This window comes from Nostoc sp. CHAB 5715 (assembly GCF_020829685.1).
Lineage (GTDB): Bacteria > Cyanobacteriota > Cyanobacteriia > Cyanobacteriales > Nostocaceae > Nostoc.
On the sequence record NZ_JAIVFR010000315.1, the window covers coordinates 1 to 7,245 of the forward strand.

The following is a 7,245-nucleotide window of genomic DNA, read 5'->3' on the forward strand; positions in this document are numbered from 1 at the left end:
GTATTAAGCATATTTTTATACTTAAATTTTTATCTCTATGCCCAATAGCCTAAGCGATCGCACTTCGTTTTGTCAGTCGGCTGAAGTCGGCAGTTTTATGTGATAGGGTTGCAAAAGTCGGGGAAAAAGTTGGTTATAGAAAATTTGGGTTTCAAACCTCGCCCTTCTAAGACGACTTTACAAAATTAGAAGAGAGAATTGCAGAGAATGTGACGAAATTGTTAGAACAAGGGTAGATAAAAGTTGAGTAACAGGATAAATCATGAACGCTTATAAAACATATATCACTATTGCAGATCCAAAGCAGTTAGTATTATCTGATTTACCATTTAAAGCAGGACAGAGAGTTGAGGTGATTATTTTGACAGACGATAATCAAAGGGTTACTTTAGCAGAAGAATTCAAAAATTTATTCAAAGAAATACAAGGAATACACGCAGATAATCCCTTGACTGATGAGGAAATAGCAGCAGAGATTGAAGCTTATAGACGGGGAGAATGAAAGTTATTATTAATACTAATATCGTAGTCTCTGCTGCTATAGCTGATAAAAATCCAGAGGCAGTAATTTTATTTGTGATTGCTAATTCTGCTTTTGAGTGGGTTGTATCGGCAGAGATTCTAGCAGAGTATAAGGAAGTTTTAAAGCGTCTCATGAAATAATATTGGTAATTAATATTGGCAACTGAGGTTAAATAATTGATTCTGCTGATACGCGATGGCTGCGCCAACGTCTTCGACGAACGCGCGACAAAAGAGCAACTTGACAAAATGCTCAAAGCTTGGGGAGTGTTTATAAAATTGGCAGTCGATATAGACAGAGAAATTCTTGGTGGAGGTAGTCAACTTCATTATGAGTGTGAAGAAGTTTTGTTGAAAGATGGTAGATGATTGGCTTTGCATAGATACCAGAAACCGCAGTGCTGCCAATGTGCTCAATAGCGGTTGAGTCAAGGTGAAGAGTTGCTCTAATCCGTTCCTGTTCCTGGATGAAACTTTGTTCCCAAGAAGGGTCATGTTTTTCTAGATGTATTGGTTCATCAATCATGGCTGCTTGACGACCTAGCTATTGTCTGAGCATCTCATAGATAACTTTGCGGTAACGCCCTTACCAAAATTCTAGGCTACCTAACGGTTGCGGTCAGCGGATGCAAATAATCTCGAACTAAGCACAGAACTTTCTTCATTCCGCTGCAACGCACTTGTTAGGCGGCTTTCTGCTCGAACCGATTCAGACGCGCAATCAGGTTATGACCACTTGTTTCAAACAATACTCGATTGCCTTCTCTTTTCACCTCATAAAACCCCAATTTCTGATGCAATGAGAGTGATTTAGTATTCCCTTCATGCACAGAAGAGTTGATGATTAATGTCGGAGCATTCCGCAACCTCTGACATACCTTCCTCAAGAGACGAGCTAGGATTGTACTACCCTGATAATCGGGATGAATTTGAATTGATTGCACTTTACAGTGATTGCCTGTTATGTGAAATTCTAAATAAGCTGCCAAACGATTTTTCTGACATACTGCAATTATTTCAGAACCAGCCTCAATCTCAGATACTAGCCGAGTACGTCGAAAGGCTGGGTCAAACGTTCCACCTGCTGCCTCGATAATCGGAGACATATTGAGCCGATCTAATTCTACGAGAGCATCGAGCGAGATAGTCATACTTTAAAATAGCAAATGGGTACGCCGAAATAGCAAATGGGTACGCCGAAATAGCAACCTAATAATTTTTATTCTAGACGATTCGACGCGGACGATATACTCTAGGTAAACATTTCAACTTAGTAGCGATGAAGAATTTTGATATTCAGCTAGATGAAGAATATGCTCAAAAGCTTGCCTACATTCAACAGGAGGCTGACCAAGATACAGTAAAGGCAATTAAGTCTTCGATTGAACTGCGCTATCAACAACTTCAGCAACAAAAAACAGATCCGTTAGCTAAACTCAAGCAAAGTAAATTTATCGGCTGTTTCAAAGGAGAAACTGACTTAGCTGCTAATTCCGAAGCTATTGTGCGATCATCGCTAATGCAAGAAAAGTTGTAATAACAGCAATCGTTTCAAGAACTTGCTGCTGAATTTTGAATAAAGTTTGCAAAAGTCGGGAAAAAAGTCGGATTTACAGAATCTTATCCAAAAACTCCAGCAACATCGCCAAATCATCGCCTCCTTGAGAAATCGGTCTTTGGTGGAGTGTGAAAAAGGTGAATACTGGTTGCATCCGGTGATTCGGAAAGAAGCGATCGCACGTTTACGCCTCAGCAATGAATGGCAAATTGCCAACTACAAAGCCGCAGAATTTTGGACAACTAGGTTAAACAAATTAAAACTTTTAAAGATGCTTTGCAAGCTTTAGAAGCATATTATCACTACATAGAGATTAATGAATATGAGTTGGCAGGTAAGGTTATTTTAAAAAGCCGAAATAATCAATGGCAGCAGTTTTTGCCTCTTGGTAGTACGTTGTATCGGATGGGTTTGATTCAGCCGATACTTGCGGCGATTAATCAAGTTGTTAATAATCTGGAAAATCACCAAAATCTCAGCGAGCTTTACAATATATTGGGTGATTTATATTGGATAATAGGTAATATTAGTCAAGCGATCGCGCTCAACAAATTAAAATAACCAAAACGCGATCGCATTGTCGAAGAGTATCAACTTGCGATCGCATTTTTTTGGATAAATTACCGGGATCTGTTTAAAGTCGGTATGTTGAAAGTCGGTCTGACTGGGTTTTGGGGATTTATAAGGGGATTTACATCGACTGGGGTTCGGCGATTTATAACGAGATTTGCATTGACTGGGGTTAGAAAATTTACATTTACTGGGGTTGTGGTTCTGCTTCGAGATAAGGTGACATTAGCAGATGGAACAGCTTGGAACTCACGTATTGTTGGTGGCAGATTTATCGAGTTTAGTTGAGCTAGCGGGATCTGGGTAGTACTTCGTAAAGCTCTAGCGTTAGATATCCTCACGGAATTGTTGGAACTACTATTAGTGAAGCTTAATATTGGTGTTTCACCACGCTTAACTGGAAATTGAGTCCAGTTAGCTGTAGTTACCTGAGGCCGTTGAGGATCTGTGTATTCGCTGTAAACTGTGTAATATTCAGTTGGAGTAAGTTGTGAAAGTTGAGTAACTGCTGATGAAAAACCTTGAGTAACTGCTGATGAAAGACGTTGACTAACTGCTGAAATTGGAGTAACTTGTGAAAGTTGCGTAACTGCTGAAATTGGAGTAAGTTTTGAAAGTTGCGTAACTGCTGATGAAAGACCTTGAGTAACTGCTAAAAGTTGAGTAACTGCTGAAAGACGTGGACTCACAATGGTGAGTTTAGGAGACACCATTGTGTATTGTCTTAATCTAGAGGTATTAGGGTTTCGGGGATCTCGTAGCTGAATTAACGAACGCGAGAATGAGGGATTCAGTTCTGTATTTGAACTAATCCTTTGGTAATATCCATAATGGAGTGCCACACAGCGCGAGACCTTACAATTTGTACCATCATAGTTGTAGGCAGGAGAATTAGTACCACCAGAATAAAGATCCAATAGCAGTGGTTGCGCCGGTTTCTCAGTGAATAAACCGCTTATTTCGTTAGGACTTGGGTTAACTTGAAATTGAGATCCACCTACAATTCTATTATTTAAGTAGTTGGTTGCAAATGGATCGTAGACGGTCGTGATGTCAATATCAACACCTACACCAGAGTCATCAATTCTAACAATCCCACCAATTTGGACAACAGCAAGTTGAGTAGCTGTAGGGAATAGATTTATTAAGACAGCAGGATCAATAATCACATCAGTATTGACAAAGACTGTTCTGGATACATCTTGTGCATTAGATGAGGATGCGGAAAACACAGCAGAACCTATTAAGAGCATAAAAGCTAGCTGTTTCCTGAACCGTTTGAAGGATTGCATACCTTAATCTCCATAAAAACAAAGACAAGAAAATACCAAGCTCCAAAGATACCAAATAATTTTTGTATTTGGTATCTTTGTTGCTTTTTATCTTTCCATGTTTATATATATAACTGGTAAATTGAAGGTGAAATTATTCCAAAATCAAACTTTACAATACTTGGGTTCCCGGATTTAAATCAATTTCATTCACGGGTATTGGACTGAAGTAAAAATTATGTTGTCTATGTCTAGAACGTAGATGGGTGTTACTTTTTTCTAGTATTGGGTAATGAGCAACCTAGAAGATTAGGCGAGCGCTAAACTTAATAGTAAGCTGGAAATGATAAACCCTTAATAGCCAAATAACTGCTTTAAAATTACTCTGTAAAAATAAAAATAAAAGCAAATTTTTCAACTACCATCTGGCACAACCAAAGGACTTTGACAAAGCTACTTGCTGTTCACTGGATAGATATATAGGACTAATATTTGATTTCTGAAAAAGCTCGGTACAACTCGAAAAGCCTAATTCCCTACTCCCCACTCCCCGCCTATTGCGCTTGCGCTGCGCTTCTCTGCGAGACGCTTTGCGAACGCGCACCACGTAGATAATTTCAAAAATCAAATACGATTCCTATAGTCTTACCTTAATCGCAGTCAGCACTTAATATCACCCCCCTGATTCCTCTTCTAATCCCAGACTTAGAATACCTAGAATTTTCCCAATCTGGTTCAAAAAATATTCGTTCAAATCAACTTCTATTGTTTTTTCTTCCAGGCGCATAAACTTCCAACTACTCCCAGTAGTTACAGCACCCAGTATTCGAGGAATCTGGTTTCCTTTTTGCTGGTTAAAAATCTGGGCTGCAATCATTTCTGCCATACACTGTCCCAAACCACCTTGAATATTCTCGTTCTTCGCCTCCACCACTGCGATGACTGGCGACATGATTGTCAACTGTTCTGGCGAACGACTGATCAAAAAGTCACAAAAGCCATTTAGTCCTTTTTCTATATCAACGTTAAAATCTTTACCAGAAAATAAGCTGACTTTCTCAGGATATAGTCGCTTTAATTCCAGCAAAATCGGCGTAATAATCATCTCAGAACGAGATTTTTCTGAGTTAATCGCTAGGGCTATTGGTGTATTGAAACGAAGTGTTTCCGCCAAGAAATCACTATAATTAATCTCGGCAATCTCAGCAAATGTGCCTACTCGCTCAATGATCTTAGTGCTAAAGTTAAGTCGAACTGCCTCAATATCAAATTGACTGTAAGACATTGCCCAATCCTATGACTCGCTGGAGAAGCACATCAATATTAATTAGATTAGCCTAATTGTCTATAAAAAGGAGTCAGAATACAGAATTCAGAATTCAGAATACTCTACCCATAAAGGGATAGAGTTTTAATTATTGTTGAATATTTAATACTAGTTTCGCTTAACCTCGGGCGAGGTTTTAACCAATATTCATTACCCACTCGTACAGAATTCATACCTGTTTTCTGACTCCTGAGTTCTGAATTCTTCTTATAAAGCTGCTGTTACAAAATTTTTTCATTTATTTTGGGTTGAGATAACAATGTTAGTGATTTACAGTGGTGAGCGTGGTAGTGGCAGATAGAACGAGTGTGGAGTTCTCCCTCGACTGTTTGCAGAAATTTTCTCGTATTGTATACTAATTCGTAATTCGTAATACTTCGGCTTACCTCGGCTTTGCTCGGCACGAGTCGCGGTTCCTGAGCGTAGTCGTTGGCGCAGCCTCTCGTAGAGAAGGGCAGTACAAGTTCGTAATTCGCAATTAAATTCAAGGATACAGAGGAACTGATTAATCATTACGAATTATTTTGACTTCGCTAATGGCACAATTGAATGGGATGAGTTCGACTTGACGAGTGCCCTCATTTCCATAAGTCAAGCTCACACTTAAATAGCTATCTGGCTTGTAGGGCAATCGTTCTGCCCATTCAACTGCCACAATTCCTGGTATGACTTCAACACCTTCCCAGTAACTTTCTAAATTCAGGGCTGCAACTTCTTGTGGTTCTAAGCGATATAAATCTAGGTGGTAAAGGGGGAGGCGTCCTTCTGTGTACTCATTAATCAGGGTGAAAGTGGGACTGACAATAGGTTCAGCGATTCCCAAACCCTTGCCAATACCTTGAACTAGGGTAGTTTTACCAGCACCTAAATCACCTTCTAGTAAAATTACACTACCAGGAGTCAGGCATTCACCAAGAGTCATACCTAAGCGTAGCGTTGCCTCTGTATCTGCAAGAAAAATTTTCATAATTAGTCATTAGTCATTAGTCATTAGTCCTTTGTTTAGACTAATGACTAATTTTCATTTTTTTTCATTTTTTTTCATTTTGAATTTTGAATTTTGAATTTTGAATTCCCCGTTCGCATAGCGTCTCCGCAGGAGAAGGGGCTGACCTCTACCGTACCACCGCAACAACACTTGTGCTAGTTTCTGAGGATTGTGACGGATAACACCCGTTTCATCTTCATACAAAACATTAGCTAGAACAATCCTTCGTCCTAGCTGAGTTACGGCTTCTCTATCCAGGAAAACCGGATGGGAGTTTTGTTCGGCGTAGCGCATGAGTGATTGTTCTGAGGGGGACTTTTTGTGTACCAGTACAGCATCGAATAGCCGTCTTTCCCCACAAGCAGCATCAATTGCTTTGATATGATCTGCAACAGTATAGCCTTCAGTTTCTCCTGGTTGAGTCATTATATTGCAGATATAAATACGGGGGACATCTGTTTGAGCGATCGCATCGGCAATTTCTGGTACTAATAAATTAGGAATCAGGCTTGTATAAAGGCTACCTGGGCCAATAATAATATAATCAGCTTCTTTAAGTGCCTTAATAGCTGCTGGTACTGCTGAAGGATTAGCTGGAATACAGCCAATTTTGACAATTTTACCGCCAGCCTTAGGAATGCTAGACTCCCCATCAATGCGGCGACCATCGGCTAATTCTGCCCAGAGGCGAACATCACTGAGAGTTGCTGGTAGTACTTGTCCCCGTACTGCTAGCACTTTAGAACTGGCTGCAACTGCTTGTTCTAAATCTCCAGTAATATCACTCATTGCCGTTAAAAACAAATTACCAAAACTGTGACCCGTTAACCCATCTCCAGCCCGAAAACGGTATTGAAACAATTCTGTTAATAACTTTTCTTCATCTGCTAGTGCAGCTAAACAATTGCGAATATCCCCTGGTGGTAACACTCCAAATTCTTGACGCAACCGCCCAGAAGATCCACCATCATCGGCGACAGTGACAATAGCAGTAATATTAGCGCTAGAT

The 7,245-nt window shown here is 39.8% G+C and carries 8 protein-coding genes and 3 pseudogenes; 5 read left to right on the top strand and 6 right to left on the bottom strand.

What is annotated here, in order from left to right:
- The first annotated feature begins 262 nt into the window (after nt 1–262).
- Genes LC574_RS18250 through LC574_RS18260 form a run of 3 tightly spaced genes read left to right on the top strand, consistent with a single transcriptional unit; the run spans nt 263 to nt 891 of the window.
- On the top strand, nt 263–502 hold the full coding sequence (locus LC574_RS18250; protein ID WP_229454816.1) for a hypothetical protein: 240 nt from the start codon (nt 263–265) through the stop codon (nt 500–502).
- Nucleotides 499–663 carry a PIN domain-containing protein gene (locus tag LC574_RS18255; protein ID WP_229454817.1) on the top strand — a complete coding sequence of 55 codons (165 nt, stop codon included), beginning with the start codon at nt 499–501 and terminating at the stop codon, nt 661–663. Before LC574_RS18250 ends, LC574_RS18255 begins: the two co-directional genes overlap by 4 nt.
- Nucleotides 664–699: 36 nt before the next feature.
- Nucleotides 700–891 (top strand): DUF5674 family protein, encoded by a 192-nt coding sequence (locus LC574_RS18260; RefSeq protein ID WP_229454818.1) that lies wholly within the window; start codon nt 700–702, stop codon nt 889–891.
- A 55-nt stretch (nt 892–946) separates the two neighbouring features.
- Here the strand turns inward: LC574_RS18260 and LC574_RS39095 are convergent.
- Both LC574_RS39095 and LC574_RS18265 read right to left on the bottom strand, forming a co-directional pair.
- Nucleotides 947–1,048: pseudogene (locus LC574_RS39095) on the bottom strand (hypothetical protein); the annotation flags it as partial.
- Nucleotides 1,049–1,205: 157 nt separating this feature from the next.
- Complete coding sequence (locus tag LC574_RS18265) at nt 1,206–1,673, bottom strand: GNAT family N-acetyltransferase (RefSeq protein WP_229454819.1); 468 nt, start codon at nt 1,671–1,673, stop codon at nt 1,206–1,208.
- 128 nt (nt 1,674–1,801) lie between these two features.
- On the opposite strand from LC574_RS18265, the gene LC574_RS18270 reads away from it, so the two are divergent.
- Both LC574_RS18270 and LC574_RS18275 read left to right on the top strand, forming a co-directional pair.
- On the top strand, nt 1,802–2,059 hold the full coding sequence (locus LC574_RS18270; protein WP_229454820.1) for a CopG family transcriptional regulator: 258 nt from the start codon (nt 1,802–1,804) through the stop codon (nt 2,057–2,059).
- Between the two features lie 100 nt (nt 2,060–2,159).
- A pseudogene (locus LC574_RS18275) lies at nt 2,160–2,623 on the top strand (NB-ARC domain-containing protein); the annotation flags it as partial.
- 77 nt (nt 2,624–2,700) lie between these two features.
- On the opposite strand, the gene LC574_RS18280 reads toward LC574_RS18275, so the two are convergent.
- From LC574_RS18280 to yvcK, 4 genes and pseudogenes are all read right to left on the bottom strand, one after another.
- Entirely contained in the window at nt 2,701–3,942 is a 1,242-nt protein-coding gene (locus tag LC574_RS18280; RefSeq protein WP_229454821.1) for a hypothetical protein, read from the bottom strand.
- Between the two features lie 652 nt (nt 3,943–4,594).
- Nucleotides 4,595–5,206, bottom strand: coding sequence for a hypothetical protein (locus tag LC574_RS18285; RefSeq protein WP_229454822.1), 612 nt, complete (start codon nt 5,204–5,206; stop codon nt 4,595–4,597).
- Nucleotides 5,207–5,753: 547 nt separating this feature from the next.
- Nucleotides 5,754–6,215, bottom strand: a complete 462-nt coding sequence (gene tsaE / locus LC574_RS18290) for a tRNA (adenosine(37)-N6)-threonylcarbamoyltransferase complex ATPase subunit type 1 TsaE (protein ID WP_229454823.1) — start codon at nt 6,213–6,215, stop codon at nt 5,754–5,756.
- A gap of 150 nt (nt 6,216–6,365) precedes the next feature.
- Nucleotides 6,366–7,245, bottom strand: a pseudogene (gene yvcK / locus LC574_RS18295) (uridine diphosphate-N-acetylglucosamine-binding protein YvcK); the annotation flags it as partial.

Coding starts and splice junctions, on each gene's coding strand:
- LC574_RS18250 (WP_229454816.1), top strand. CDS start 263: ATGAACGCTTATAAAACATATATCACTATTGCAGATCCAAAGCAGTTA.
- LC574_RS18255 (WP_229454817.1), top strand. CDS start 499: ATGAAAGTTATTATTAATACTAATATCGTAGTCTCTGCTGCTATAGCT.
- LC574_RS18265 (WP_229454819.1), bottom strand. CDS start 1,673: ATGACTATCTCGCTCGATGCTCTCGTAGAATTAGATCGGCTCAATATG.
- LC574_RS18270 (WP_229454820.1), top strand. CDS start 1,802: ATGAAGAATTTTGATATTCAGCTAGATGAAGAATATGCTCAAAAGCTT.
- LC574_RS18280 (WP_229454821.1), bottom strand. CDS start 3,942: ATGCAATCCTTCAAACGGTTCAGGAAACAGCTAGCTTTTATGCTCTTA.
- LC574_RS18285 (WP_229454822.1), bottom strand. CDS start 5,206: ATGTCTTACAGTCAATTTGATATTGAGGCAGTTCGACTTAACTTTAGC.
- tsaE (WP_229454823.1), bottom strand. CDS start 6,215: ATGAAAATTTTTCTTGCAGATACAGAGGCAACGCTACGCTTAGGTATG.